Source organism: Planobispora rosea (assembly GCF_014648175.1).
GTDB classification, from domain to species: Bacteria; Actinomycetota; Actinomycetes; order Streptosporangiales; family Streptosporangiaceae; genus Planobispora; species Planobispora rosea.
In genome coordinates this window covers 52,965-79,844 of record NZ_BMQP01000005.1, presented here as the reverse complement: position 1 = coordinate 79,844, position 26,880 = coordinate 52,965, and the positions used below count along the sequence as shown (strand labels likewise).

At 70.9% G+C, this 26,880-nt stretch carries 22 protein-coding genes; 16 read left to right on the top strand and 6 right to left on the bottom strand.

The annotated features are described in order from the left end of the window. The first annotated feature begins 15 nt into the window (after nucleotides 1–15). The 12 genes from IEZ08_RS06530 (at nucleotide 16) to IEZ08_RS06475 (ending at nucleotide 13,876) form a co-directional block, all read left to right on the top strand. Nucleotides 16–783: a response regulator gene (locus IEZ08_RS06530; RefSeq protein WP_189241838.1), complete on the top strand. Its 768-nt coding sequence runs from the start codon at nucleotides 16–18 to the stop codon at nucleotides 781–783. Nucleotides 784–871: 88 nt separating this feature from the next. Further along, nucleotides 872–1,414: a cellulose synthase gene (locus IEZ08_RS06525; RefSeq protein WP_189241837.1), complete on the top strand. Its 543-nt coding sequence runs from the start codon at nucleotides 872–874 to the stop codon at nucleotides 1,412–1,414. Nucleotides 1,415–1,748: 334 nt separating this feature from the next. After that, a complete protein-coding gene (locus IEZ08_RS06520) occupies nucleotides 1,749–2,759 on the top strand; it encodes an ABC transporter permease (RefSeq protein WP_068924027.1) in 1,011 nt (336 codons plus the stop codon). A 59-nt stretch (nucleotides 2,760–2,818) separates the two neighbouring features. Beyond that, on the top strand, nucleotides 2,819–4,597 hold the full coding sequence (locus IEZ08_RS06515; RefSeq protein WP_068924026.1) for an ABC transporter substrate-binding protein: 1,779 nt from the start codon (nucleotides 2,819–2,821) through the stop codon (nucleotides 4,595–4,597). A gap of 80 nt (nucleotides 4,598–4,677) precedes the next feature. Beyond that, on the top strand, nucleotides 4,678–5,691 hold the full coding sequence (locus tag IEZ08_RS06510; protein ID WP_068924025.1) for an ABC transporter permease: 1,014 nt from the start codon (nucleotides 4,678–4,680) through the stop codon (nucleotides 5,689–5,691). Beyond that, complete coding sequence (locus IEZ08_RS06505) at nucleotides 5,688–6,743, top strand: ABC transporter ATP-binding protein (protein WP_068924024.1); 1,056 nt, start codon at nucleotides 5,688–5,690, stop codon at nucleotides 6,741–6,743. Before IEZ08_RS06510 ends, IEZ08_RS06505 begins: the two co-directional genes overlap by 4 nt. Before the next feature lie 29 nt (nucleotides 6,744–6,772). Continuing rightward, nucleotides 6,773–7,837, top strand: coding sequence for an ABC transporter ATP-binding protein (locus IEZ08_RS06500; protein WP_176728531.1), 1,065 nt, complete (start codon nucleotides 6,773–6,775; stop codon nucleotides 7,835–7,837). 252 nt (nucleotides 7,838–8,089) lie between these two features. Then, complete coding sequence (locus IEZ08_RS06495) at nucleotides 8,090–9,769, top strand: ABC transporter substrate-binding protein (RefSeq protein ID WP_189241836.1); 1,680 nt, start codon at nucleotides 8,090–8,092, stop codon at nucleotides 9,767–9,769. A gap of 3 nt (nucleotides 9,770–9,772) precedes the next feature. Continuing rightward, complete coding sequence (locus IEZ08_RS06490; protein ID WP_068924021.1) at nucleotides 9,773–10,777, top strand: ABC transporter permease; 1,005 nt, start codon at nucleotides 9,773–9,775, stop codon at nucleotides 10,775–10,777. A 49-nt stretch (nucleotides 10,778–10,826) separates the two neighbouring features. Continuing rightward, nucleotides 10,827–11,729, top strand: a complete 903-nt coding sequence (locus tag IEZ08_RS06485) for an ABC transporter permease (RefSeq protein ID WP_068924020.1) — start codon at nucleotides 10,827–10,829, stop codon at nucleotides 11,727–11,729. Nucleotides 11,730–11,741: 12 nt separating this feature from the next. Next, on the top strand, nucleotides 11,742–12,746 hold the full coding sequence (locus IEZ08_RS06480; protein ID WP_068924019.1) for an ABC transporter ATP-binding protein: 1,005 nt from the start codon (nucleotides 11,742–11,744) through the stop codon (nucleotides 12,744–12,746). An 89-nt stretch (nucleotides 12,747–12,835) separates the two neighbouring features. Continuing rightward, nucleotides 12,836–13,876, top strand: a complete 1,041-nt coding sequence (locus IEZ08_RS06475; protein WP_068928883.1) for an ABC transporter ATP-binding protein — start codon at nucleotides 12,836–12,838, stop codon at nucleotides 13,874–13,876. A 126-nt stretch (nucleotides 13,877–14,002) separates the two neighbouring features. Here IEZ08_RS06475 and IEZ08_RS06470 read toward each other — a convergent pair whose 3' ends face one another. The 5 genes from IEZ08_RS06470 to IEZ08_RS06450 all read right to left on the bottom strand — a co-directional run bounded on the left by IEZ08_RS06470 (nucleotide 14,003) and on the right by IEZ08_RS06450 (nucleotide 19,685). Then, nucleotides 14,003–15,559, bottom strand: a complete 1,557-nt coding sequence (locus IEZ08_RS06470; protein ID WP_068924018.1) for a GGDEF domain-containing protein — start codon at nucleotides 15,557–15,559, stop codon at nucleotides 14,003–14,005. A gap of 233 nt (nucleotides 15,560–15,792) precedes the next feature. Beyond that, nucleotides 15,793–16,614 carry a GNAT family N-acetyltransferase gene (locus tag IEZ08_RS06465; protein WP_189241835.1) on the bottom strand — a complete coding sequence of 274 codons (822 nt, stop codon included), beginning with the start codon at nucleotides 16,612–16,614 and terminating at the stop codon, nucleotides 15,793–15,795. Nucleotides 16,615–16,754: 140 nt separating this feature from the next. Continuing rightward, the gene (locus IEZ08_RS06460; protein WP_068924016.1) at nucleotides 16,755–17,438 is read right to left on the bottom strand and encodes a response regulator; all 684 of its coding nucleotides are present in this window, start codon (nucleotides 17,436–17,438) and stop codon (nucleotides 16,755–16,757) included. A gap of 4 nt (nucleotides 17,439–17,442) precedes the next feature. Beyond that, the gene (locus tag IEZ08_RS06455; RefSeq protein WP_084780216.1) at nucleotides 17,443–18,723 is read right to left on the bottom strand and encodes a sensor histidine kinase; all 1,281 of its coding nucleotides are present in this window, start codon (nucleotides 18,721–18,723) and stop codon (nucleotides 17,443–17,445) included. A 92-nt stretch (nucleotides 18,724–18,815) separates the two neighbouring features. Continuing rightward, nucleotides 18,816–19,685: a RecB family exonuclease gene (locus tag IEZ08_RS06450; protein ID WP_068924015.1), complete on the bottom strand. Its 870-nt coding sequence runs from the start codon at nucleotides 19,683–19,685 to the stop codon at nucleotides 18,816–18,818. Nucleotides 19,686–19,902: 217 nt separating this feature from the next. On the opposite strand from IEZ08_RS06450, the gene IEZ08_RS06445 reads away from it, so the two are divergent. The 4 genes from IEZ08_RS06445 (at nucleotide 19,903) to IEZ08_RS40190 (ending at nucleotide 24,658) form a co-directional block, all read left to right on the top strand. Further along, the gene (locus IEZ08_RS06445) at nucleotides 19,903–20,994 is read left to right on the top strand and encodes a site-2 protease family protein (RefSeq protein ID WP_141704417.1); all 1,092 of its coding nucleotides are present in this window, start codon (nucleotides 19,903–19,905) and stop codon (nucleotides 20,992–20,994) included. 172 nt (nucleotides 20,995–21,166) lie between these two features. After that, a complete protein-coding gene (locus IEZ08_RS06440) occupies nucleotides 21,167–22,702 on the top strand; it encodes a hypothetical protein (protein ID WP_068924013.1) in 1,536 nt (511 codons plus the stop codon). A 13-nt stretch (nucleotides 22,703–22,715) separates the two neighbouring features. Then, nucleotides 22,716–23,153, top strand: a complete 438-nt coding sequence (locus tag IEZ08_RS06435; protein WP_068924012.1) for a hypothetical protein — start codon at nucleotides 22,716–22,718, stop codon at nucleotides 23,151–23,153. Next, nucleotides 23,150–24,658 carry an FHA domain-containing protein gene (locus IEZ08_RS40190; RefSeq protein WP_068924011.1) on the top strand — a complete coding sequence of 503 codons (1,509 nt, stop codon included), beginning with the start codon at nucleotides 23,150–23,152 and terminating at the stop codon, nucleotides 24,656–24,658. Before IEZ08_RS06435 ends, IEZ08_RS40190 begins: the two co-directional genes overlap by 4 nt. Before the next feature lie 117 nt (nucleotides 24,659–24,775). Here IEZ08_RS40190 and IEZ08_RS06425 read toward each other — a convergent pair whose 3' ends face one another. Beyond that, nucleotides 24,776–26,827: a cation:proton antiporter gene (locus IEZ08_RS06425; protein WP_084780214.1), complete on the bottom strand. Its 2,052-nt coding sequence runs from the start codon at nucleotides 26,825–26,827 to the stop codon at nucleotides 24,776–24,778. Nucleotides 26,828–26,880 lie beyond the last annotated feature (53 nt).

Genomic DNA, 26,880 nt, shown 5'->3' with positions numbered 1-26,880 from the left:
CGCCGGGGAGGGACGATGACCATCCGGGTGCTGCTCGCCGACGACCAGGCGATGATCCGGACCAGCCTGCGGATCATCCTCGAGGATCAGCCCGACATCACCGTGGTCGCCGAGGCGGGCGACGGTGTCGAGGCGATCGAGCAGGCCCGCAGGACGAACCCGGACGTGTGCCTGGTGGATGTCCAGATGCCCCGCCTCGACGGGATCGAGGTCGCCCGCGCGCTGGCCGCGGCCCCGCCCCGGGTGGTCATGGTCACCACGTTCGACCTGGACGAGTACGTCCATGGCGCGCTGCGCTGCGGCGCGGCCGGATTCGTGCTGAAGGACGCGGGCCCGCACCTGCTGGTCGAGGCCGTACGGGCCGCGTACGCAGGAGACGCGCTCATATCACCGGCGATCACGCTGCGGTTGCTGCGCGGCCTCGTCGACCGCGGTGGCCGGGCCGAGGCCGGACGACCCGCGCAGCCCCTGACCGCGCGGGAGGTAGAGATCGTCCAGGCGGTCGCCCGGGGACGGACCAACCAGGAGATCTCCGATGAACTGTTCCTTTCACTGAGCACGGTCAAGGGGTATGTGTCGGGCGTCATGACCAAGCTGGGCGTCCGCAACCGGGTCGGCATCGTGGCCTGGGCTTGGGAGAGCCGCATGATGGACTCGGGAAGACGGTCGGCGGCATCAGGGCCGGGCGCTTCCGTACCGGGTCGGAAGCCGAGCGGGCGGTGTTCGCCTACATCGAGGGGTCTACCGAACCGGGGCAACTCCACTCCCTCCCGGAGCCCTTAGGGGGTCGCCCCTCCCAAAGGAGGAGGAACATCCGCGAATCGGCGTGCCAGGATGGAGAACAGGCAATCGATACGAGGGGGTTTCCAGCATGACGTTCGCCGACATCCCGTGGCTGGCGCTCTGCGCCGGTTTGACCGGGGTGGGACTGGTCCTGAGCTTCCTGATGCTACGACGCCGGGGGGCCGCGGCCGGGCTGCGGATGGCGGCGTGGTCGCTGCTGCCGACGGCGGCCTATCTGACGGACGCGCTGCCGACACTGTGGGACATCGGCACGGCGGTCACCGGTTTCGTCGCCGGTCTGGTGTTCAATCCGAAGGTGTGGGCGGGTGTGGCGGTGGCCGGCCTGTCGGTGGTGCTGTTCCTGGTCTCGGGGGTGCTGCGGGCCCGCCGTCTGGCGTCGGCCCGGGCCGTGACCTCGGCGGCACCGACGGCCCCGGCGGCCCCCACGGCTCCCGCGGCACGGGGAGCCGCCGGACAGGGCGCGGGCACCACGGTCACCCAGCCGCTGCCGCAGCGCACGCCCGGGGCCGCGCCCAAGCCGGGGGCGCTCAAGCCGGGGGCCAGGAAGCCCGCGGACGACGACGACTTCTCCGACATCGAGGCGATCCTCAAGCGCCGCGGGATCGGGTGACCTGCGGGGTCGTCGGCGCGCCGCGGGATCGGGCCGCCCTGCGAGCTCCTCAACACGCCGGGACCGGACCGATCTCCGGGGCTGTGACGGTTGTGTCACAAAATCAAGACAGAAGCGGAACCTGGTGGGTACATTCTGATCAAGATCAAAACGAATGAATTTCACGTGAATCACAGTTAAGCCACATAAGGTCTCAAAGGTCTGGTAAGTGCAGTTCAGCCCATAGATTCTGCGGAACGGAACTGAGAAAACAGGGCCGTAGACTCAGGGCGCGCCACCCCACCCGGGGACGCGTCCATCGGACAACGTCGTCTGGGATCCAGGGGGCTTCTGTATGACCGCACCGCTCGATGTCTCCGGGCAGGCCATGGAGGCCCAGCCGGAGGCCGTGCTTGAAGGGGCGGGCGGAAAGGCCATCGAAGGCCGTTCGCTCGGTCAGATCGCATGGATGAGGCTGAAACGCGACAAGGCCGCCTTTATCGGCTTCTATGTCGTGCTGTTCCTGACGCTGATCGCCATCTTCGCCGAGCGTCCGTTCGGCGGGCTGATCGCGCTCTTCGGCGACTCGCCGAACGTGCCCAACAACGACCTCGTCGATCCCATGACCAGCGCGCCGATCGGCGCGTGGGGCGGTATCAGCCTGGAGCACCCCCTCGGTCTCGAACCGGTCAACGGTCGTGACCTGTTCGCCCGCATCCTGTCCGGCGCGCAGATCTCGCTGCTGGTGGCCTTCCTCGCCACGCTGCTCTCGGTGGTGATCGGCTCCCTGATGGGAGTGGTCGCGGGTTACTTCGGCGGCTGGGTCGACACGCTCATCAGCCGCCTGATGGACGTCTTCCTCGCCTTCCCGCTGCTGCTGTTCGCGATCGCCATCGTCGGCGCGGTCCCCGACGAGGCACTCGGCCTCAAGGGCAACGCGCTGCGGGTCGCGGTGATCGTGTTCATCATCGGGTTCTTCAACTGGCCGTACATCGCGCGTATCGTGCGCGGCCAGACCCTGTCGCTGCGCGAGCGCGAGTTCGTCGACGCCGCCAAGTCGCTGGGCGCGGGCAACCGCTACATCATCTTCCGCGAGGTCTTCCCCAACCTCGCGGCGCCGATCCTGGTCTACTCCACGCTGCTCATCCCCACGAACATCCTCTTCGAGGCCGCGCTGTCGTTCCTCGGCGTGGGTGTGGCGGAGCCGCAGGCGTCCTGGGGAGGCATGCTCACCCGCGCGGTGGACTACTACCAGATCGCACCGCACTTCATGCTCGTCCCGGGCCTTGCGATCTTCATCACCGTGATGGCCTTCAACCTGCTGGGCGACGGGCTCCGGGACGCCCTCGACCCCCGGGCCCGTTAGCGGCAACGCTTCCGTCCCTCGATATCACCGTCACTCATGACAAGGGGTGTACAACCACGATGAGGAAGACCAAAGCCCTCGCGCTCGCCGCGCTGGGCACTGCGCTCACCATGGGTCTCGCCGCCTGCGGCGGCACCGCCGGTGGCGGCGGCAACAACACCGGGGCGGGCAACACTGCTGGTACCGGGACCTCCGCCGCCAAGCACAACGACGGATACACCAAGGTCGTCAACCCCTCCGACGCCAAGGGCGGAACGCTCAAGTTCGCCTACTCCGACGAGCCCGACTCGATGGACCCGGGCAACACCTACTACGCGTTCAACTGGAACTTCACGCGTCTGTACGCCCGGCCGCTGCTGACCTACGCCGCCGCCCCGGGCGAGGCGGGCCTGAAGCTGGTCCCGGACCTGGCGGAGGGTCTCGGCGAGGCCAGCGAGGACGGCCTCACCTGGACGTACAAGATCAAGAAGGGCATCAAGTACGACGACGGCACCGAGGTCAAGGCGGCGGACGTCAAGTACGCCATCGCCCGGAGCAACTTCACCGAGGAGCTCACCGACGGTCCGAAGTACTTCGCCGAGTACCTCGACGCCGGTGACTACAAGGGTCCCTACAAGGACAAGAACCTCGACAACTTCAAGGGCGTCGAGACCCCGGACGACTACACCGTCGTCTTCAAGCTGAAGAAGCCGTTCTCCGAGTTCGACTTCCTGGTCGCCAACCCGCAGTCGGCCCCGGTGCCGCAGGCCAAGGACACCGGCCTGGAGTACGAGAAGACCGTCGCCTCGACCGGTCCCTACAAGATCGAGAGCTACGAGGTCGGCAAGCAGTTCAACCTCGTGAAGAACGAGAACTGGGACCCGGCCACCGACACCACGCGCAAGCAGCTGCCGGACCGCATCGAGGTCCAGATGAAGCAGAGCGGCGAGGACATCGACCAGCGTCTGCTGGCCGGCCAGGTCCACGTCGACCTCGGCGGCACCGGCGTGCAGCCGGCCGCCCGCGCGAAGATCGTCGCGGACCCCAAGCTGAAGGACTCGACGGACAACCCGTACACCCCCTTCAACCGCTACGCGATGATGTCGACCAAGGTCGCCCCGTTCGACAACATCGACTGCCGCAAGGCCGTGCAGTACGCCACCGACCAGGTCGCCACCCAGGCGCCGTGGGGCGGCCCGCTCGGCGGTGACATCGGCAGCACCCTGATGACCCCGACCACGGTCGGCTACCAGCAGTACGACCTGTTCCCGAACGGCGCCGACAACAAGGGCGACCTGGCCAAGGCCAAGGAGCACCTGGCGGCCTGCGGCCAGCCGAACGGCTTCGAGACCAACATCGCGGTCCGCGGTGACCGGGTCAAGGAGGTCCAGGTCGCCGAGGCCCTGCAGGCCTCGCTGGACCGGGTCGGCATCAAGGCCACGATCAAGAAGTACCCCTCGGGTGACTGGAGCGCGCAGTACGCCGGCAAGCCGGACTTCGTGCACCAGAACAAGCTGGGCATCATGATCGCCGGCTGGGGCGCCGACTGGCCCTCGGGCTTCGGCTTCCTGTCGCAGATCGTCGACGGTCGCTTCATCAAGCCCTCCGGCAACTACAACATGATGGAGCTCAACGACCCGGCGGTGAACGACCTGCTCGACAAGGGCATCCAGACCACCGACCCCGCGGAGCGCAACAAGATCTGGGCCGAGGTCGACAAGAAGGTCATGGAGTCGGCGGCGTTCCTGCCGTTCGTCTACGAGAAGACTCTCATCTTCCGTCCGTCCAGCCTGACCAACGTGTACGTGCACCCGGCCTACGGCATGTACGACTACACGTGGCTCGGCGTCCAGCAGTAGTCCTTCTCTAGCTAGCCAAAGGCAGGTGAAGGCCTAGGGCGCCCGGGAGCGATCCTCCCGGGCGCCCCGGCCGAACGATCGTGGTCGCTTTCATCGTCCGCCGCGTGATCGCCGCCGTGCTGATGCTCGTCATCGTCAGTGTGGCGACCTTCGCGATCTTCTTCCTCATCCCGCGCGCCCTGGGACAGACCCCCGAGGGCATGGCGTCGCGTTACGTCGGGCGGGACGCCACGCCGGAGGCGATCCAGGGCGCCGTCAAGCGGCTCCACCTGGACGACCCGCTCATCGTGCAGTACGGGCGGTTCGCCAAGGGCATCGTGGCGGGCCAGGACTACTCGCTCGGGCCGCGGAAGGCCGAGTGCCCGGCGCCCTGCTTCGGCTTCTCCTTCAACAACAACCAGCCGGTCTGGCCCACCCTGCTCGACCGGCTCCCCGCGACCATCTCGCTGGCCATAGGCGCGGCGGTCATCTGGGTCGTGGCCGGCGTCTCCATCGGCGTCATCTCCGCGCTGAAACGCGGCAGCGCGCTCGACCGGGCGGCGATGACGGTGGCGCTCGCCGGAGTCTCGCTGCCGATCTACTTCACCGGCCTGGTCTCGCTCGCCCTGTTCGCCTACACGCTGGGCATCTTCCCGGGCGGCGGCAGCTACACACCCATCACCACGAACCCGGTGATGTGGTTCCAGGCGCTGGTGCTGCCCTGGATCACCCTGGCCTTCCTCTACGCCGCCCTGTACGCCCGGCTCACCCGGGCGGGCATGCTGGAGACCATGGGCGAGGACTACATCCGCACGGCCCGCGCCAAGGGCCTCAAGGAGCGCACGGTCGTCACCAAGCACGCCCTGCGCGCCACGCTCACCCCCATCCTCACCATCTTCGGCCTCGACCTCGGCCTGCTGCTGGGCGGCGCGGTGCTCACCGAGAGCACCTTCTCCATCCCCGGCATCGGCAAGCTGGTCATCGACGCGATCCGGGGCAACGACCTGCCCGTCGTGCTGGGCGTCACCCTGTTCGCGGCGTTCTTCATCGTCCTGGCCAACCTCATCGTGGACATCCTGTACGCGGTGGTCGACCCGAGGGTGAGGCTCTCATGACCACTGGGTCCGCTTCTCCTGCGCCCAGCTCCTTCCTGGAACTGCGCGACCTGCGCATCCACTTCCCCACCGAGGACGGACTGGTCAAGTCCGTCGACGGTCTCTCCTTCAAACTGGACCGGGGCAAGACCCTGGGCATCGTGGGCGAGTCGGGCTCCGGCAAGAGCGTGACCAGCCTCGGCATCCTGGGCCTGCACAAGGGCGGCCGGGCGAAGATCTCCGGCGAGATCTGGCTGGACGGCGAGGAACTCGTCGGCGCCAGCCCGGACCACGTGCGGACGCTGCGCGGCAAGAAGATGGCGATGATCTTCCAGGATCCGCTCTCGTCGATGCACCCGTTCTACACGGTCGGCGCCCAGATCGTCGAGGCGTACCGGATCCACCACGACGTCAGCAAGGCGGTCGCCCGCAAGCACGCGATCGACATGCTCGGCCGGGTCGGCATCCCCCAACCCGACAAGCGCGTCGACAGCTACCCGCACGAGTTCTCCGGCGGCATGCGCCAGCGCGCCATGATCGCCATGGCCCTGTCGTGCGACCCCGAGCTGCTGATCGCCGACGAGCCGACCACCGCGCTCGACGTGACGGTCCAGGCGCAGATCCTGGACCTCATGCTGGACCTGCAGCGCGAGTTCAACTCCGCGCTGATCGTCATCACCCACGACCTCGGCGTGGTCGCCGAGCTGTCGGACGACATCCTGGTGATGTACGGCGGCAAGTGCATCGAGTACGGCTCGGCGGACGACATCTTCTACCGTCCCGAGCACCCCTACACGTGGGGTCTACTGGGATCGATGCCGCGCCTGGACCGCGAGCCCACCGAGCGGCTGCTGCCGATCAAGGGCACCCCGCCCTCGCTGATCAACGTGCCGTCCGGTTGCGCCTTCAACCCGCGGTGCCCCTACCGGGACCGTACCGGTGGCAAGGCCACCACCGAGGTGCCGCAGCTCCTGGAGACCGAGGGCGGGCATCTGGTCCGCTGCCACATGCCGCGCGAGGAGCGGCGGGCCATCTGGGAGAACGAGATCAAGCCGATGATGGAGGGGCAGTGAGTCACAGGGCTGACGAGGGGGGAGCGGGCGTGAGCGCCCCCGAGGCGCTGCTGTCCGTCCAGAACCTGCAAAAGCACTTCCCGGTGACCAAGGGCCTGCTCAAGCGTCAGGTCGGCGCGGTCAGGGCGGTCGACGGGGTCAGCTTCGACGTGCGCAAGGGCGAGACGCTCGGCCTGGTGGGCGAGTCCGGCTGCGGCAAGAGCACCACGGGCCGCCTGGTCACCCGCCTGATGGAGCCGACCGGTGGGAAGATCTTCTTCGAGGGCCACGACATCACCCACATGTCGCAGTCGAAGATCAGGCCGCTGCGCCGCGACATCCAGATGATCTTCCAGGACCCCTACTCGTCGCTGAACCCGCGCCACACGGTCGGCGCCATCGTCGGCGCGCCCTTCCGCATCCAGGGCGTCCAGACCGAGCAGGGGACCAAGAAGGCGGTCCAGGAGCTCCTGGAGCTGGTCGGCCTCAACCCCGAGCACTACAACCGCTACCCGCACGAGTTCTCCGGCGGTCAGCGCCAGCGCATCGGCATCGCCCGCACGCTCGCGCTCAAGCCGAAGATGATCATCGCGGACGAGCCCGTCTCCGCGCTCGACGTGTCGATCCAGGCCCAGGTGGTCAACCTCCTGGAGGACCTGCAGAACGAGCTCGGCCTGACCTACGTCATCGTCGCGCACGACCTGTCGGTCATCCGGCACATCAGCGACCGGGTCGCGGTCATGTACCTCGGCAAGATCGTCGAGCTGGCGGACCGGAAGGGCCTGTACGAGTCGCCCATGCACCCGTACACCAACGCGCTGATGTCGGCCGTGCCGATCCCGGACCCGGCCCGGCGCAAGGACCGCGAGCGCATCCGCCTCCAGGGCGACGTGCCCAGCCCGCTCAACCCGCCGCCCGCCTGCCGCTTCCACACCCGGTGCTGGAAGGCCCAGGCGATCTGCAAGACGGAGGAGCCGCCGCTGGCGGAGCTGGCCCCCGGCCACCAGGTCGCCTGCCACTTCCCGGAGAACGCGGACAAGGTGACGGCCCCGGCCGCGGCGAAGATCGCGCAGAACGTGGAGGACGCCCTGCACCCGAAGAAGCCGGTCGCCTGATCGGCCGACGCCCCGGCGGGGCGCCCCGCGCGTCCGCCGGGCCCCGCGCCTTCCCGACGGCGCGCGCCGGTTCACCGGCGCGCGCCGTACCGGTCTGAAACGCCTGTTTACCGTTCTGGTCAACCGACTGTCACATTTGCGCCACAGCCTCACGCCGGGGGTGGTCAGCGCTGCCGTCCCCGTAGATCCTGCGATCACGGGGGGTCCGCACGGCGGCCGGGACCCGGCCGTAAGACGGCGATGAGGTGCAGCATGCGACGATACGGTATGCCCCTGCGCAGGACGGCGGCGGTGACGGCGGGCCTTGTCCTGCTCCTGTCCGCGGCGGCCTGTGGCGGAGACGAGGAGAGCCCGGGGACCGGCGGCGGGACGGAGGCGGCGAGAGACTCGACCTTCATCTTCGCCTCCTCGGCGGACCCGGCCATCCTCGACCCGGCCTTCCACAGCGACGGCGAGTCCTCCCGGGTGACCAACCAGATCTTCGAGACGCTCGTGGCCACCGAGGAGGGCGGCACCGGCGTCGCCCCCGGCCTGGCGGAGAGCTGGGAGGTCAGCGAGGACGCCAAGACCTACACCTTCAAGCTCCGCCGGGGGGTGAGGTTCCACGACGGAGAGCCGTTCAACGCGGCGGCCGTGTGCGCCAACTTCGAGCGCTGGTACAACTTCACCGGCCTGGCGCAGGCCGACTCGGTCTCCTACTACTGGGTGACGGTCTTCCGGGGCTTCGCCAAGAACGAGGCCGACACCCTCGGCGAGAGCCTGTACGGCGGCTGCACGGCCAAGGACGACAGCACGGTCGAGCTGAAGCTCACCGACTCGTCCGCCGTGGTGCTGTCGGCGCTGACGTTGTCCTCCTTCAGCATCGCCAGCCCGAAGGCGCTCAAGGACTACAAGGCCGACGAGGTGAGCGGGACCGCCGAGTCGCCGCAGTTCACCGGGACCTTCGGCACCGAGCACCCGATCGGCACCGGGCCGTTCAAGTTCGGCAGCTGGACGCGCGGCGACAAGCTGGAACTCGTCCGCAACGACGACTACTGGGGCGAGAAGGCCAAGCTCAGCAAGATCATATTCCGGCCCATCGAGAAGGCCGCCGACCGTGCCCAGGCGCTGCGCGCCGGCACCGTCCACGCCTTCGACTACGCCGACCCGGCCGACCTCGAGCCGCTCAGGAGCGCCGGGGTGCAGATCCTGGAGCGGGCGCCGTTCAACATGGGCTACCTCGGCTTCAGCCAGAGGACCGAGATCATGAAGAACCAGAAGATCCGCCAGGCGATCGCCCACGCGATCAACCGCGAGAACGTCGTGAAGACCAAGTACGCCACGGGCGCCAAGGTCGCCAACGCGTTCATGCCGGACAGCCTGTGGAGCTACAGCGAGGACTTCGCCAAGTACGACTACAACGTCGAGAAGGCCAAGCAGCTCATCGCCGAGTCCGGCGTGTCGAACCCGACGCTGGAGTTCTGCTACCCCAGCGGCGTCAGCCGTGCCTACATGGTCGACCCGGCGGGCAACTTCCAGCTGATGAAGGCCGATCTGGAGGCGGCGGGCTTCAAGGTCACGCCGAAGACCTCGCCGTGGAGCCCGGACTACCTCAACACCGCCCAGGCCGGTGACTGCCCGCTCTTCCTGCTTGGCTGGAACGGCGACTTCGGTGACCCGGACAACTTCCTCGGCACGTTCTTCCAGTCCTTCTCCAACCAGTGGTCGTTCCGGAACGAAGAGATCTTCAAGACGCTGAGCGACGCGGAGAAGGAACCGGACCAGGCCAAGCGGGAGGCGTTGTACAAGCAGGCCAACGCCCTGATCGCCGACTTCGTGCCGGGTGTGCCGTACGCGCAGAGCCCGTCGTTCTCGGCCGCGGCCAAGAACGTCCAGGGCTGGGTGCCGAGCCCGGTGCTCAACGACAAGTTCGCCTCGATCTCGCTGAACTGATCGATGCTGAGGTTCGTCGTCAGGCGGCTGGCGCTGCTCGTACCGATCCTGGTGGGGCTGTCCATCCTGCTGTTCCTGTGGGTCAGGGCACTGCCGGGCGGGCCCGCCGAGGCCCTGCTCGGGGAGCGGGCCACCCCCGAGGCCGTGGCGCGGGTCAAGAGGCTCTACGGCCTCGACCGCCCCTGGTACGAGCAGTACCTCACCTGGGTGGGGAACGTCTTCCGGGGCGACCTCGGGGTCTCCAGCAGGACGCAGCACCCGGTCCTGGAGGAGCTGCTGCGCACCTTCCCCGCCACGGTGGAGCTCGCCCTCACCGCGATGATCTTCGCGGTGGGGGTGGGCGTGCCGCTCGGCTACTTCGCGGCCCGCCGCCACGGCACCTGGCTCGACCACCTCTCGGTCGCCGGCTCGCTGTTCGGCATCACGATCCCGGTCTTCTTCCTGGGCTACATGCTCAAGTTCGTCTTCGCCGAGAAACTGGGGATCCTGCCCACCGACGGGCGTCAGGACCCGCTGATGGACGCCGAGCACCCCACCGGCTTCTACGTGCTGGACGGCCTGGTGACCGGGAATCCGGAGGCCGCCTGGGACGCGCTGACGCACCTGGTCCTGCCCGGGGTCGCGCTGGGCACGATCCCGCTGGCGATCGTGGTCCGCATCACCCGGGCGTCGGTCCTGGACGTGCTCCACGAGGACTACGTGCGCACCGCCGAGGCCAAGGGCCTGCGCCCGGCCACGATCCGCGGGCGGCACGTGCTGCGCAACGCCCTGCTCCCGGTGGTCACGATCATCGGGCTCCAGGTCGGCCTGCTGCTGGGCGGGGCGGTGCTGACCGAGACCGTCTTCGCCTTCCCCGGCTTCGGCAAGTTCATGGCCGACTCGATCATGGCCAGGGACTACGCGGTGCTGCAGGGCTTCATCCTGTTCACCGCGGTGATCTTCGTACTGGTCAACCTGCTGGTGGACATCGCCTACGGGCTCATCGACCCGAGGGTGAGGACGGCGTGAGCGGCTGCCGGCGGGGTCGCCGGGAGGACCGCCGGGGAAGGAGCGGCGCATGAGCCTGTCCCAGGCGGAGACGGTCGCGGTCGTCCCGGAGGAGACCGGGGGAAGCCTCGGCAGGGAGGCGTGGCGGCGGCTGCGCCGCAACCCGGTCGCGATCGCGGGCGCGATACTGGTCGTCCTGTTCGTCGCGCTGGCGCTGCTGGCTCCCTGGCTGGCGCCGTACCCGCCGGACAAGCCCGTCGGCCAGGTCACCCCCACCTCCATCCCCGGGCCGTCGGCCGAGCACTGGTTCGGCCTGGACGACCTGGGCCGCGACGAGTTCACCCGGGTGTTGTGGGGGGCCCGCTGGTCGCTGATCATCGGGGTGGTGTCGCTCCTGCTCGGCATGGCCGGCGGATTCCTGCTGGGCCTGCTCGCCGGGGCCTTCGGCGGCTGGGTGGACAGCGTCGTGATGCGCCTGGTCGACATGGTGCTCTCGGTACCCGGCCTGCTGTTCGCCATCGGCATCGCCGCGATGCTCGGCTCCGGTCTGGACGCGGTGATGATCGCCATCGCGGTGGTGAACGTGCCGATCTTCGCCCGGCTGCTCCGCGGCCAGATGCTGGCCCAGCGCCGCTCCGACTACGTGCTGGCCGCCACCTCGGTGGGGGTACGGCGGCGGCGGATCGTGTTCGGCCACATCCTGCCCAACTCGCTGACCCCGGTCATCGTGCAGGGCACCCTCACCCTGGCCACCGCGATCGTGGACGCGGCGGGGCTGGCCTTCCTCGGCCTGTCCAGCAACGACCCCAGCATCCCCGAGTGGGGCCGGATGCTCGCCGACACCCAGCGCTACCTGTCCAGCGCGCCGCTGCTGGCGGTCTTCCCCGGCCTGGCCATCGTCATCGCCGCGCTCGGCTTCACGCTGCTGGGCGAGTCGCTGCGCGAGGCCCTCGACCCCAAGTACCGGCGGTGACCAGTGAACCCCATGACAAGGGAGAGCCTCCTCGACGTCGAGGACCTGAGCGTCGTCTTCCGGCAACGGGGCCGCGCCGACGTGCGCGCCGTCGACGGCGTCAGCTTCTCCGTCTCCCCCGGCGAGACCATCGGCCTGGTGGGGGAGTCGGGCTGCGGCAAGTCCGTCACCTCCCTGGCGATCATGGGTCTGCTCCCGAAACGCGGAGTGCGGGTGGAGGGCAGGATCACCTTCGACGGCACGGAACTGCCGGCCCTGCCCGCCGACAAGCTGCGCCTGCTGCGCGGCCGGGACCTGGCCATCGTCTTCCAGGATCCGATGACCTCGCTCAACCCCGTGGTCCCCATCGGGACGCAGGTGACCGAGGTGCTGACACGCCACCGGGGCCTGGGCAACGGCGAGGCCCGCGAGGAGGCCGCGGACCTGCTGCGCCGGGTCGGCATCCCGGACCCGTCCCGGCGGCTGAGAGAGTACCCCCACCAGCTCTCCGGAGGCATGCGCCAGCGCGCGCTCATCGCCACCGCGCTGGCCTGCCGGCCCCGGCTGCTCATCGCCGACGAGCCCACCACGGCACTGGACGTCACCATCCAGGCGCAGATCCTGGAACTGCTCAAGACCCTGGTGGCGGAGTCGGGGACCGCCCTCATCCTGATCACCCACGACCTGGGAGTGGTCGCCGGAATGTGCGACACCGTCCACGTCATGTACGCCGGCCGGATCGTCGAGCGGGCACCCCGGCACGAGCTCTTCGCCGACCCCCGCCACCCCTACACCGGCGGCCTGCTCGCCTCGGTGCCCCGTCTGGACCAGCCGCGCGGGGCGCGCCTGGAGCCCATCGAGGGATCACCGCGCGACACCATCCCGTGGACGTCGGGCTGCGCGTTCGCCCCCCGCTGCCCCAACCGGATCGAGGAGTGCACCCCCGTCGCCCCCGACCTCCTGGGTGACCGCCACGGCCTGCGCTGCGTCAACCCGCTCCGATCCGACCGGCCGGAAACGAAGGCGGTACCCCGGTGAGCACTCCGACCGACCCTGCCGTGGCGGACTCCCCGAAGACGGCCTCCGCCGGGGCCTTCCCGGACGGGTCCGGGGTTTCCGGCGAGCCGCTGCTGTCCGTCCGCGGGCTCAAGGTGCACTTCCCGATCCGCAAGGGAGTGCTGCTCCAGCGCGTCATCGGCCACGTGCGCGCCGTGGACGGCGTCGATCTCGACGTGGGACGCGGCATGACCTACGGCCTGGTGGGGGAGTCGGGCTGCGGCAAGAGCACGCTCGGCAAGGCCGTGCTGCGCCTGGTGGAGCCCACCGCCGGTACCGTCCGGTTCAACGGCGCCGACGTCGGCGGGCAGAGTCCGGAGAGCATGCGCCGTCTCCGGCGGCACATGCAGATGATCTTCCAGGATCCGCTCGCCAGCCTCAACCCCCGCCAGAGCGTGGAGTCGGTGCTCTCCGAGCCGCTGCGCACCCACGGCTTCGCCGGGAACCGCTCCCGGCGGGTGCGGGAACTGCTCGACCTGGTGGGGCTGCCCGCCGGGGCGGCCGCCCGTTACCCGCACGAGTTCTCCGGAGGGCAGCGCCAGCGTGTCGGCATCGCCAGGGCGATCGCCCTCAACCCCGAACTGATCATCGCCGACGAGCCCGTCTCCGCGCTGGACGTCTCGATCCAGGCGCAGATCGTCAACCTCCTGGAGGACCTGCAGGACCAGCTCGGCCTCACCTACGTCGTCGTGGCCCACGACCTGGCCGTCGTCCGGCACGTCAGCGACGTCATCGGGGTGATGTACCTGGGCGCGCTGGTGGAGGAGGCCCCCTCCGACGAGCTGTACGCCCAGCCGCTGCACCCGTACACGATCGCGCTGATGTCCGCGATCCCCATCCCGGACCCCGAGGTGGAGGAGCGCAGACGGCGGATCCTGCTCACCGGCGACCTGCCGTCCCCGGTCGACGTCCCGCCCGGCTGCCGCTTCCACACCCGCTGCCCGTTCCGCCAGCCCACCCGGTGCGCCGAGGAGTCGCCCGACCTGCGGGAGATGCGGCCCGGCCGCAAGGTCGCCTGCCACTGGGCAGAGGAGATCGCGGCGGGCACCATCCGGGCCGCCGCGAGCGCCCACGACCCCACCGCCACCGAGGTGGGCACCCCCTCGTCCTGACCTGTCCCGAGGACCCGTCGCCCCGGGGCTCCCGGATACCCCGGCGATTTCAGGCCGGTTCAGGTGGTTCGGGATGGCTCGGGCCGGTTCAGGTGGTTCGGGCCGGTTCAGGTGGTTCGGGACGGCTCAGGCCGCCGGATGGAACCGGCGGTCCGCGGAACCGGTCCCACCGGTGACGTGGCCGATCAGGACCCGGTTCCGGCCCGAGTGCTTGGCCGCGTACAGCGCGCCGTCCGCCGTCTGGACGAGACCCTCCACCGTCCGGGCGTGCAGCGGCATGGTCGCGCCGCCCACGGAGACGGTGACGGACACGTGGAGGGCTCCCTCGACGGTCACCGGCTCGGCCGCCACCGCGGCGCGGATGCGCTCGGCGAGCCGGGCCAGCTCCTCGGTCGTGATCTGCGGGACCAGGACCGCGAACTCCTCGCCGCCGAAACGGGCCGGCAGGTCCTGGGAGCGGCAGGAGGCACTGATGCGCCGGGCCGTCTCGGCGAGGACCTCGTCACCAGCCGGATGCCCGTAGGTGTCGTTGACCCGCTTGAAGTGATCCACGTCGACGAGCAGGAGTCCCAGCGCGGCGCCGCGGCGGCACATCCGGGACGCCTCGCGCGTCATCCGTTCCTGCAACGAGCGCCGTGTGCTCAGGCCGGTGACCACGTCGGTCGCGGCCAGCCGCCGCTGGGCGGCCAGCAGCCCCGCCATGCGGGCCACCACCAGCAGGAACAGGACGGCCGAGGCGCAGGCCACCACCAGCAGGTTCAGATCGCCCCGCTGGAAGTACTGCACGACCAGGACCATGGGGGCCACGAGGGTCGCGCTCGCCAGGAGGACCAGCCGGTAACCGGTGGCGTCCGCCGGCCGGTGCCGCTGCGGCCGCTCACCCAGCCGCGCCATCGACGGGTGCAGGCCGGCGGCGCCGAGCAATATGTAGCCCGCCAGCCAGATCGCGTCCACCCAGCTGCCGGGGATGTAGTCGCCGACCAGCGTCTGCATCCCGTAGAAGCTGTCGGCCAGCAGGACCAGCCAGAGGAAGCCGAGCAGCAGATAGTACGAGCAGCCGCGCGAGCCCCCGCCGAACATCAGGCGCAGCGCCACCGTCAGCACCAGCAGGTCCATCACCGGGAACGCCACCGTGGCGAGCCGTTCCATCGGGAGCATGTCCGAGGTGGACATCATGGGGCCGATCAGGAACATCCAGTACAGCAGGGTGGCGCTGACCGTGATGATCGACGCGTCGATCACGGCGGGGATGTCGCGCCCGGGGGTGCGCCTTCTGGAGAACACCATCAGGGCCAGTCCCAGCAGGGGGTACTGCAGGAGATAGAGGACGTTGGGCAGCAGTGAGTAGTCGGCTTCCTCGCCGAGCAGCGTGAGCGTGTAGTAGGAGACGTCGCCGCCGGTGAACATCGCCTGGCTCGCCGCGAACAACCACCAGGCGGAGGCCGCCTGGGGTCTCCACAGCCGGATCCCGATCGCTATGGCGATCCCGCCGCCCGCGCTGGCCAGGCAGTACACCACCGCCTGCGACACGCTGGACGCGCCCAGCGCCGGCAGCGCGAAGTGCAGCCCGGACAGGGCGGAGCCGATGAGGAGCCAGGAGACCCATGCGGGAGGCCGGCGTCGTCGCGCACGTGCCCGCGCGGGTACGGGCGCGGGCGCGGGTGGGGTGAGTGAAGGGTTCATGGCCTCGTGTCCAGGCGGTGCCGCGACCACCGGCTGTGAAGGCCGGGGCACTCGTACGACGGGAGGTCCATGGGATCACCCGCGGGTGGCACAGCCGGTAGCGGAACGGTTGCGGAACGGTTGCCCGCGGCCGGTATGTCTCAGCCCGGCACCGGCGCGACCGCGTGCGCGCGGCGGATACCGCTGTGATCGCACGCGCATCGGCCCGGCGCCGGTGCCGATCGTGTGAGTCTTCAGCCCAGCGCCGACATGATCGGGGCGAAGAAGCGGCCCCGGTCACCCGGGAGCGGCCCGCCGCCCAGGACCATGTCCGAGGTCCGCATGCCCGCCGTCACGCCGTGGCCGTCCAGCCACGCCGCCAGTTCCGGGCGGTCCTCCCCGACCTCCACCCGGACCGGGCGGTCCACCTGGGACGCGAGATCGGAGATCAGCGCCCGGGCCGCGGCGGTGTCCGGGGCGATCACCGGTCCGATGACCGTGTTGGTGAGGTTGTGCCACATCCCGGCGTAGCCGGTGATCTCACGGCCGTCGCCGATCACCCGGATCTCCGCGGCGAAGTCCGCGTACCTCGCCAGGGTCTCCGACCGGTCCGCGCCCGTGACCTCCGCGTCGAGAGCGATGATCTCCTTCAGATCCCCGGGTACGGCCACGCGGGAGGCCCCGGCCGCCCGCCCGGTGAAGACGCCCAGGTGCATGGCCGCCGCGCCCGTCACCCGGAAACCGAGCCGCTCGTAGAGCGGGCGCCCCATCGAGGTCGCGTTCAGGAACACGGTCGCCCCGCCGGCCCGCTCCACCGCGTGCTGCACGATCCGCCCGCCCAGCCCCTGCCTGCCGTACCGCTCGGACACCAGCACCATGCTGATGGCCGCCGCACCGGAGCCGTACCGGGTCAGGATCACCGTGGCCGCCAGCCCGCCCGCGGGATCGGTGATCCCGTAGCCCTCCCCGCCCTCCAGCAGGAACCGCCACTTGCGCTCCTCCCGTCCCCAACCGCGACCGCCCGCCAGGTCCAGGCAGGCGTCCAGGTCGTCAAGGGTCAGCTCACGGATCGTCATCGTCGCGGTTCTCCAAAGGTCATCAGCGTTCCGGCGGTTCCGCCGTGCGGAGATTCTCGATGACCGTCCGCTCCCCGCGCCAACGGTTTGCGCCCGTGCCGGATCCGGCGCCGACGCGCCGCAGGCGCGCCGGAACGGGGTCACGGGATGGCGCCGGGGGTGATCAGGCCGGTCTCGTAGGCGAGGACCACGGCCTGGACGCGGTCGCGCAGGCCCAGCTTGGTGAGCACGTTGCCCACGTGGGTCTTGACCGTCGTCTCGCTCACCACCAGCTCGGCGGCGATCTCCGCATTGGACATGCCGCGGGCGATCAGCCGCAGCACCTCCAGCTCGCGCTCGGTGAGCCGGTCCAGGCGGGCGGGGGCGGACTGCGGGCTGGCCGCGGGCAGGCGGGTGCTGAACCTGTCCAGCAGCCGCCGGGTGACGCTCGGGGCGACGATGGCGTCCCCCGCGGCGACCACCCGGATGGCCTGGACCAGCTCGTCCGGCGGGACGTCCTTCAGCAGGAAGCCGCTGGCCCCGGCGCGGAGGGCCTCGACGATGTACTCGTCCAGATCGAAGGTCGTCAGGACCAGCACGCGGGGCACGTGGGCGCCGGCGGCGGCCTCGCGCGCGATCCGGCGGGTCGCCTCGATGCCGTCCACCCCGGGCATCCGGATGTCCATCAGCACCACGTCGGGGAGGAGCGCCCGGGACTGGTCCTGCGCGGCCTTGCCGTCACCGGCCTCGCCGACCACGGTGATATCCGGCTCGGCCTCCAGGATGAGGCGGAAACCGGTGCGCAGCAGTGGCTGGTCGTCCACCAGCAGCACTCTGATCGTCATCGCGTCAGTCCTTGAGAGGGAACCGGGCCTTTACCTCGAATCCGCCCTCGGGACGCGGGCCGATCCTCAGGATTCCACCATAGAGGGCGACCCGTTCGCGAATGCCGACCAATCCGTGACCGATCCGTTCGGCGGCGGCCCGGCCGCGGTCGGCGGCGCCGCCGGCCTCGCCCTGGACGGCCTCGTTCCGGGCCGCCGCGGCCCGGGCCGCACGGGGGCCCCGGCCGTCGTCCTCGATGTGGACGGTCAGCTCGCCGGGCTCGTGCCGTACGGTCACCCAGGCGCTGGCGCCCTCCCCGGCGTGCCGCAGGCTGTTGGTGAGCGCCTCCTGGACCAGCCGGTAGACGGCCAGGTCCACGCCCGGCGGGAGCGGCGGAACCCCGTCCGGGGTCGCCTCGGCGCTCCCGCCGCCCTCGAACCGCAGGCACGTGGGCAGGCCCGCCTCGCGCATCTGCTCGGCCAGCGACGCGATCTCCCGCAGGCCGGGCTGCGGCCCCCGCTCGGCGGGTACGGCGGGGCCGGTCCGGAGCACGCCCACGATGTTGCGCATCTCGGCCATCGCGGCCCGGCCGGTCTCCTCGATGGCCGACAGCGCCTCGCGGGCCCCGTCGGGGTTGCTGGCCAGCACCCGCCGGGCCGCGGCGGCCTGGACGGTCATCACGCTCACGTGGTGGGCGACCACGTCGTGCAGTTCCCGGGCGATGCGGGAGCGCTCCTCGGCCCTGGCCGCGCGGGTGTCGGCCTCGCGGGCCCGGTCCATGCGCTCGGCGCGGTCGCGCAGTTCCGACAGGTAGGCCCTGCGCAGGCGCAGGCTCCGGCCGATCGACCACAGCGTCACGGTGAGCGCGGCCATGAGCAGGTGGGCGGTCCAGTCGCCGAGGTCGCCTCTGACCATCGCGGAGACGATCCGCCCGCAGAAGGTCACCGCGAGCGCGCACAGACTGAGGGCGAGGCCGCGGTGGGCGGCGGTCGTGTAGATCAGCGGCAGGGTGGCGAGCCAGAGCGAGCCGCTGTGCGACAGGCCGGCCAGCGCCACGTCGAGGAGGACGACGAGGCACAGGACGAGGAACGGGCGGAGGCGGCGCAGCGCCGTCGCCAGGCACCCGGCCGTGATCAGGGCCAGGGCCGTCCCGGTGGGCCCGCCCGGCCCCGGCGGGGCCCCGGCGGGGGCGGATCCGTGGGCGAACAGGACCGCGGCGGCCGTCAGCAGCGTCGCGAGGACCGCGTCCGTGATCATGGGACGGTCGCGGAGCCGGGGTCGCAGGCCGCCGAGGGTGTTGCGCACACAATCAATTTAGGCGTCCGGTACTCGGCACCACCCTGCTGAAGGGGGAAATCCTCCTCCTCCCGGGGGATGACCCCGCGGCGGACCGGGGCTCAGATCTCGTCGGTGGCGGCCCGGGGGGTGCGCCGGGTGCTGCGCACCGTGTCGCCCGGCTGCCGCTCCGGCAGCGGCGGGGGCGTGCCGCCGAACTCCGGGCACAGCTCCTTGTAGTTGCACCAGTCGCACAGGCGGCTGGGGCGGGCCACCCACTCACCGGTGTCCAGCGCGCGCTCGATGGCCCGCCACAGGGCCTGCACCTTGCGCTCGGTGGCGCGCAGGTCCGCCTCGTCGGGGGCGTAGCGGAGGATCTCGCCGCCGCCGCCGAGGTACATCAGCTGGAGCAGGCGGGGCACCGTACCGCGCAGCCGCCACAGCACGAGCGCGTAGAACTTCATCTGGAACAGGGCCTTGGCCTCGAACGAGGGCCCGGGCGCGCTGCCGGTCTTGTAGTCGACCACGCGGACCTCGCCGGTGGGCGCGACGTCCAGCCGGTCGATGTAGCCCCGCAGCATCAGGCCGCTGTCGAGCACCGCCTCGACGTACAGCTCCCGTTCGGCGGGCTCCAGGCGGCTGGGGTCCTCCAGCATGAAGTAGCGCTCCAGCATGCCGCGGGCCTGGGCCAGCCACGCGGCCTGGTCCTCCTCCCCGGTGAACATGTCGCGGTAGGCCGGCTCCTCCTCCAGGAGCCGGTTCCACTGGGGTTCCAGCAGGTCGAGGGCCGCGGCCACGGTGCGCGCCGGGGCGGGCAGGTCGTAGAGGCGCTCCAGGACCGAGTGGACCACCGTGCCGCGCACGGCGGCGGGCGACGGCGGCTCGGGGAGCCGGTCGATCACCCGGAACCGGTAGAGCAGCGGGCACGTCATGAAGTCACCGGCGCGGGACGGCGACAGCGCTCCGATGATCGTGGGCTCGGTCAGTGACATGTCCGCACTGTAGGTCACCCCGGCGACAGTTCGCGCCCGGAGTGGCCGCACGACGCAGCCGAGCCGGTACGGGGGCGCGTAGCATCGGGATCGGGAAGACGGAGATCCGGGATCTGAAGGACTTCAGGGCCCGGAGGCCGGTAAGCCGAGCATGTCGAGGAGTGGTGAGCCAGCGGTGAGCAGCGAGAGCCCGCGCCGGGACAATCCGGGCCTGCGCATGGGGCGGCCGTTCGGCATCCCGGTCTACGTCTCGCCGACCTGGTTCATCGTGGCGGCGTTCATCACCTTCACCTTCCAGCGCGTGGTCGCCTCCCAGCTGCCCGGGCTGAGCGTGCCGCTGTCGTATCTCGTGGCGCTCGCCTTCGCCGTGCTGCTGTACGCCTCGGTGCTCCTGCACGAGCTGGCCCACTGCGTGGTCGCGAAGATGTACGGCCTGCCGGTCCGCCGCATCACGCTCTACCTGCTCGGGGGCGTCTCGGAGATCGAGCGCGAGCCGGACACGCCGGGCCGGGAGTTCATGGTGGCCTTCGTCGGGCCGCTGCTCTCCCTCGGGCTGGCCGGCGCCGGTTTCGGGGTCTACCAGCTCATGGACCCGTACACCATCGTGGGTGTCCTGACCCTCCAGCTCTGGCTGGCCAACCTGATCGTCGGGATCTTCAACCTGCTGCCCGGCCTGCCGCTCGACGGCGGGCGCATGCTCCGCGCCGGTGTGTGGAAGCTCACCCGCAACCCCGGATCCGGGACGGTCGCGGCGGCTTGGACGGGCCGCGGCCTGGCCGTCCTGCTGGTCGCCTGGCCCCTCGTGCTGGCGCTGATGAGCGGGCAGGATCCGAGCTGGGAGACGCTCATCTGGTCGATGCTGCTGGCCTCGTTCATCTGGTTCGGCGCCACGCAGGCGTTGCGCGTGGCCCGGGTGCGGGCCCGCATCCCCCAGGTGGACGCGCGGGCCCTGGCACGCAGGGCCATCGTGGTCACCGCCGACGTGCCGCTGGCCGAGGCGCTGCGCCGGAAGGACGAGGCGCAGGCGGGGGCCGTGGTCGTGGTGGACCACGAGGGCCGCCCGACCGGGATCGTCAACGAGATCGCGGTGGAGGCCACCCCCGAGGGACGCCGTCCCTGGGTGGCGGTCGGCTCGCTGGCGCGCAGCCTCGAACCGTCCCTGGTGCTCGCCGCCGACCTGAGGGGGGAGCCGCTGATCGACGCCATGCGCGAGGCCCCCGCCGGGGAGTACCTCCTCGTCGAGCGCGGGGGGGAGATCTTCGGCGTGCTCGCCACCGCGGATGTGAACCGGCTGTTCACCGGAGTGTGAGCGAACCAGGCGGGGCTCTCGGGCGTCTCAACGGGTGCACGGGAAGTGACGGGGACGCGCCGGTGCACGGGGGGAAGGCCATGCGGTCCGCCCCCTCGTCTCCGGGGCGTTCTTGAGACTAGTGTTCTGGTCAACCGAACCGGTTGGCCCTGCAGTTAGGGACTCATCAACAGTGGCAGCCCCCCGAAAGCCGGTCGAGACCGGCGATCTCACACCCGAACTCCTCGGGACCCCGCAGTGGACGGACCAGATGGTCGCCGCAGCCGGGATCCCCATGTACGACGTGCCCTTCCTCACCGTGGGAGGGGGCATCGGATCCTTCGTGACCCTCGACTACCTGAGGATATACGGGGTCCCCACCGAGCAGATGAAGGTCGTCTCCAACATCGACCACCCCTGGCAGACCTACGAGTTCCTCACCCGGTGCTCGCAGATCCCCCGCTCGGAACGGATCCGCTCCGACTCCTCCTCCCGTCCCGACAACATCTGGGGCTTCCCCTCCTACGCCCTCGAAGAGGCGTGGAAGGACAAGAACCCCGTCTACCTGTGGCAGCTGTTCACCGAGCCGATCCTGAACGACTACTGGACGCCGCGGGCCGGGACGGTCTTCGAGAACCTGGAGCGCGAGGCCAAGCGCATCCGCTACTGGGACATGCTGGTCAAGGGCCAGGTCCGGATGGTGCGCAAGAGGAACGGCGGCGGCTACTTCACCGTGGTCACCCCGCCGGAGGGCGCCGCGCCCACCAAGCGCATCGTCTTCCGCTCCCGGTTCGTGCACATCGCGGTCGGCTACCCGGGCCTGAAGTTCCTGCCCGACCTGCAGGAGTTCCGTACGAAATACTCTGACTACCAGCACGTCGTCAACGCCTACGAGCCGCACGAGCAGGTCTACGAGTTCCTCAAGACCCGGCCCGGCACGGTGGTCATCCGGGGCGGCGGCATCGTGGCCTCCCGGGTGCTGCAGCGCCTGTTCGACGACCGGGAGAAGTACGGGCTGAAGACGCAGATCATCCACATCTTCCGGACCTTCGTGACAGGCTCCCACGGCCCCCACATCTGGGCCCGGCGCAAGGGCGGCGACGGCTGGGCCTACCAGGGCTTCAACTACCCCAAGTCGGTCTGGGGCGGCCAGCTGAAGGCGGAGATGCGCAAGCTGGAGGGCGCCGAGCGGGCGGCCAAGTACAAGGAGATGGGGGGCACCAACACCCCCAAGCGGCGGCGCTGGCAGGAGCAGATGCGCGCCGGGCGCGCGGGCGGCTACTACCACGCCGTCCAGGGCACGGTGGACCGGGTGGAGCCCACTCCCGACGGGCGGCTGGTCAGTTACGTGCGCAGCAACGACGGCATCGTACGGGAGCCGGTCGCCGACTACATCATCGACTGCACGGGGCTGGAGGCGGACATCGCCGAGCACCGCGTCTTCGCGGACCTGCTCCAGCACGGCGGAGCCTACCGCAACCCGGTCGGCCGGCTGGAGGTGGAGCGCCACTTCGAGGTGAAGGGCACCGCCAGCGGCGACGGCGCGCTCTACGCCTCCGGCTCGGCCACCCTGGGCGGCTACTTCCCGGGCGTCGACACCTTCCTCGGACTGCAGATCGCGGCCCAGGAGATCGCCGACGACCTGGCCAGGCGCGGGTTCGTACGGAAGATGGGGCCGCTGCGCTCGACCGCGCAGTGGTTCAAGTGGGCCTTCAACTCGCCGGTGTAAGGAGTTCGTTCCCATGGTTCCGACCCTGATCGGGCGTATCCAGACGCGGCTGTTCCTGCTCGCCACCGTCGGCGTGGTCATGACCCTGCTGGTCATGCCCCTCGTGCCGGGAACCGGCGCGCCCCTCGGCGACCGCTACGTCACCGGCCTGCTGGTCCTGGTGGCGGTGGGGGCGCTGGGAATCGGCTGGGAGCTGCTCTACCACTTCCTCATGCAGTTCCGGTGGGAGAAGGACTGGCCGACTTCGTTCGGTTTGCTGACGCTCGTTCCTGAAGGCCTTCTGCTGTACTTTTTGCTACGGTCCGGTGCGGTTGATTTCATCGATCCGATCTCACCGGCCACTTTCTGGACGCACTTCACCGTCGTCTGGGTATCGATGTGGCTGGTGGCGAACGGTCCGATGAGGGTCCCGTTCATCCGGTGGCGTTTCCGCGGAGGGAGAATTCTGTGACCGACCAGGGCTTCGGGGTGGTGCGTCCGATCCCGGGCAACGGGCTGGTCGCCCATGTGGGCGGGCTGCTGCTGGTGTGCGACGCGGCCGAGGCCGTGGCGGAGGACCTGCTGGGGGCGGTGCGGGAGACCGCGGCCTCGGGCGGGGACGGACGGGCGCTGGCCCGCCGCGTCGCGCAGGTGCTGGCGGCCATGATGGGCGAGCCCGTGGCGTGCGCCGTCGCCGGTCCTGTGGCCGGGGGAGTGGCCGTGCTGGTCAGCGGCCCGGCGTTCGCGTCGGTCACCGGCTCGGGCGGGGAGGTCCGGCTCGCCGGGCGTGACGCCCTCACCTGGTCCGACCGGCTGGTGCCGGGCCCGGTCACCCGGGTCGAACTGCGCCTGCCCGAGACCGGGGCGGCGAACCGGCTGACCCGGCTGGACAGCGGCGTGATCGTCGGCGGCGGCGTCGAGTGCGACCCGTCCCAGGCGGGGGAGGCCCTGCCGCAGTCGAGGCCCGCGGCCGAGGCCCCCGCGCAGCGGGCGCAGCACGCGGCGGAGCCGTCCCTGCCCCCCGCGCCCTCCCTGCCCCCCGCGTCCTCGATGCCCTCCCTGCCTTCCGTGCCGTCCGCTCCGCCGGCGCCGCCCGCGCCCGAGCAGCACCGGCCCGCGGAGCAGCCGGCCCCGTCCGGCCCGCCGCAGGTCCCCGACTGGGCGCCGCCGCCGGTGGAGCCCGGCCCGCCGCCGATGGAGCGGCCCGCGCACGCGATGGACGCGCCGCCCGCGCCGCCGTACCCGCTGGGACCCTCCAGCCCCGCGAACCCCTACCCGCAGCAGGGCTGGAACTCCGAGCCCCTGCCGGCGGCCCCCGGGCCGATGTCCGGTCCCGCCCCGGTCGTGACGCCGCACGAGGACGTGGAGACGGCCCGGGCGAACGGGATCGGCGGCGACCCGATCGACGCCCGCAACGACTCGTTCGAGTACGAGCTGCTCGGCCCCGGCGCGCCCGGTCCCTCGCAGACCGCGCCCGACCTCGTGCCCGAGCCCGAATCGCGGCCCCTGGTCTACGGGGTGGACTGCAAGAACGACCACTTCAACGACCCGCGGGTGCCCTACTGCGCGGTCTGCGGCATCGCGCTGGTGCAGCGCACGCTCGTACCGTACAAGGGGCCGCGCCCGCCGCTGGGCGTGCTCCTGCTGGACGACGGGATGACGCTCCGCCTCGACACCGACTACCTGCTCGGCCGCGACCCCGAGCGGGCCCCCGAGGTGGCCGAGGGCTCGGTCCGGCCGGCCAAGGTCACCAGCCCCGACGGCTCGGTCTCCCGCCGCCACCTGCGGGTGGCGCTGGACGGCTGGGACGTCAACCTGGTCGACCTGGGATCGGTCAACGGCACCCAGATCCAGCCGCCCGGCGACCAGAACTTCTACGACATCCCGCCGAACGAGCCGGTCACGATCATGCCCGGGACGACCGTGCGGATCGGCGTCTCGCGCACGATGCGCTACGAGTCGCACCGCAACAGCTGAGCCGGGTCCGGCGGGGTGCGGCGCGCGCCGCACCCCGGGGTCCGGCCGTGCCGGGCATGCCCTCGGTCAGGGCCCGGGACGGGCTCCGCTCCGGCCTCGGGCCGTCGGCTTCCGGGGTCAGGACGGGGACACGGGCGCCTGATGGGGGACCCGCAGGGCGGCGACCGCCGCGGCCCAGTCGACCGGGTCGGCGTCCTGCTCGGCGCGGACCAGCAGGTGCGCTCCGGGCGGTACGGTCCCGTCGCCGGGCGCGACGACCAGCGCCCCGGCCGGGGCCTCACCCGCGGTGGCCTCCACGCCGAGCCGGGCCAGCCGCTGGGCCAGGGAGGAGGCTCGGCCACCGCCGGTGATGACCAGCGGCCGCTCCCGGACCGTCGCGATGATGAGCGCCACGTGCGTGGCGGCGTCGGAGCCGTGCCGCACCGCGACGGGCCCGGTCCCGAAGTCGGCCGCCTCGGGCTGCTCGGGGGCCAGGACGGTCACCACGCGGCAGGTGGCGGCCGCGTGGAGCGCGGCGTGGCCGGGCACGTCCGCCGGCAGCACCAGCAGGTCGGGCTCGGCCCCGGCGATCACCTCGGGCAGTTCGGCTGCGACGTCGCCGGCGAACCGGCTCACCACCCGGGCCTGCGAGCCCTGGGCACGGGCGGTGTCGGCGAGGACCTCCAGCTCGTGCAGCGTCTCGGCCATCTCGGCGAGCTCGGACGACAGGCCGGTGCCGACCTCCAGCCGGCCCTGCGGGTAGGGACGCAGATGGACGAGGGCGACCTCGGAGGGAGTGGCGGCACGGGCCAGGGTGGCGGCCAGATCCACCAGCGGGCCCTGCCCCGCGGGCGGTCCGGGGACCACGACCAGCACCCGGTGGGCGGCGGTCGTGCCGAGCGCGGCCCGCTCGGCCTCGGCGATGTCGCGGGCCACCCGGCGGTCGGGGTAGATCCTCCGCAGCAGGGGACCCGTCATCCCGGTGGTGACCAGGGCCATCACGACCATCAGGGAGTACAGCTCGTTGTCGAGCACGCCCTTCTGCAGTCCCACGGTGAGGATGACGATCTCGGTCAGCCCCCGGGTGTTCAGCAGGACGGCCAGCGCCCATGACTGCCGCGCGGGCACGCGCTGGATCCGCGCGCCGGCGTAGGACCCCAGCAGCTTGCCGCCGATGGCCACCGCCAGGATCGCGGCCAGCGTGCCGAGACTCGACAGGTCCAGCACCCGCAGGTTCACGTTGAGCCCCGCCACCACGAAGAACATCGGCAGCAGCAGCAGGACGGCCAGTTGCTCCAGCCGTTCCAGGATCTCGTGGGTGAGCCGTTCGGCGCCCTCCCTGGGCATCACCGCGCCGAACAGGAACGCGCCGAAGATGAAGTGCACATGCATCCACTCGGTCACCCAGGCGGAGGCGATCAGGCCGGTGAGCACCAGCGAGAGCAGCCCCGGCGTCAGCCGCCCGGCCCGCTCGTAGGCGGGCACCAGCCGGGCCAGCAGCGGCCGTACCACCAGGAACATCACCAGCGCGTACGGCAGCGCCAGGAAGACCTTCCACTGCCCCTCGGCGTCCCCGGCCCCGGCCACGGCCACCACCACCGCCAGCACGGTCCAGGCGAGCACGTCGATCACCGCGGCGGCGGCCAGCGACAGGCCGCCGAGGGTGATGCGCTGCATGCCGCGGTCGGTGAGGATGCGGGCCAGCACGGGGAACGCGGTGGCGGCCATGGCCGCCCCCATGAACAGCACGAACGGCAGGGTCTTGTCCCCGCCGACGTGCTCGCCGGCGATGAACAGCGCCAGCACGCAGCCGAGCACGAACGGCACCACCGTGGAGCCGAGCGCGACGGTCACCGCGATCCGGCCCTTGCCGCGGACCAGTTTCTGGTCCAGCTCCAGGCCGACGACGAACATGAACAGCACCAGGCCGACGTTGGCCAGGGCCTGCAGCGGAGGCTTCATCTCCGCGCCGAACAGCGTGTCGCCCAGCAGCGGTCCCAGCAGGGTGGGGCCGAGGAGGATGCCGGCGAGGATCTCGCCGACGACCGGTGGCTGCCCGAGCCGCCTGGCGACGGCCCCGAACAGCCGGGCGGCCGCCAGCACGATCACCAGATCGAGCAGCAGGATGTCCATGTGGAGCACCGGAGCGCACGCCTCCCGGAAGTGAAGGAAACCCCCGACAATGGTCATGGTGACGTTACCGTGTGCGGGAAGCCGCCGCGAGGGAGCTTGAGATGTGGAGG